The organism is Micromonospora sp. M51, assembly GCF_018070305.1.
In the GTDB taxonomy this organism is placed as follows: domain Bacteria; phylum Actinomycetota; class Actinomycetes; order Mycobacteriales; family Micromonosporaceae; genus Micromonospora; species Micromonospora parva.
This window is the reverse complement of record NZ_JAGPXZ010001373.1, coordinates 1-692: the sequence shown is the minus strand read 5'-3', so window position 1 is coordinate 692 and position 692 is coordinate 1. Positions and strand designations below refer to the sequence as shown.

Sequence of the window (692 nt, the reverse complement as noted above, 5' to 3'; positions counted from 1 at the left end):
GTCCCGCCATCGACCTGGTGGTGCTGGCCCTGCTGGTGATCCTGGCCGTGCTGATCTGGCTACGCCGCAACCGGTCCGGACCGCCGCGCTGGCTGGGCGGCATCGAGCGCGCCGACCCGCCGCAGGCGCTGCGGCTGGGTGCGCTGCTCTTCGTGGCGACCCCCACGGACGACCTCACCATGGCCACCGTCGGGGCGAGCGTGGCCCGTCACGATCTGCCGTGGTGGCACCTGGTGCCGTTCGTGCTGTTCACAGTGCTCCTGCTCGGGCTGCCGCTGCTGGCGTTGCTGCTGCTCGGGAGCAGGGCGGCGCGGGTGTTGACCCGGATGCGGGAATGGGCCGAGGGGCACGCCTGGATCGTCAACGAGATCGTGATCGCGTTCTTCGCGCTGCTGACCGGGTTGGACCTGATCCGGTCCGGCTGAACCGCCGCCCTCCGCTGACACGTACGGGGGAACCGGGCGGAGATGAGCGCAACAACGGTTCACGTTCGTCTTACCGTGACGGCATGTTCGCTGTCGTCACCACGGTGATCCTCTACGTCTTCGGTTTCGTCTTCCTCTACGGCGTGATCCGGCTGGGTGTCCGGCACGCGTTCGAGGATCTGGAGTTGCAACGGGCCAAGGCTCAGCGCGAAGAGGAGTTGGCGGCCGCCCGCGACCGCTCCTTCATGCGCGACAACGCTTTCCTCG

The 692-nt window shown here is 68.4% G+C and carries 2 protein-coding genes; both read left to right on the top strand.

The window, feature by feature from the left end; translation table 11 throughout:
- The coding region (locus tag KBX53_RS34915) for a GAP family protein (protein WP_210864030.1) at positions 1-425 on the top strand (425 nt) is incomplete at its 5' end.
- Between the two features lie 83 nt (positions 426-508).
- The coding region (locus KBX53_RS34910; RefSeq protein ID WP_210864029.1) for a hypothetical protein at positions 509-692 on the top strand (184 nt) is incomplete at its 3' end.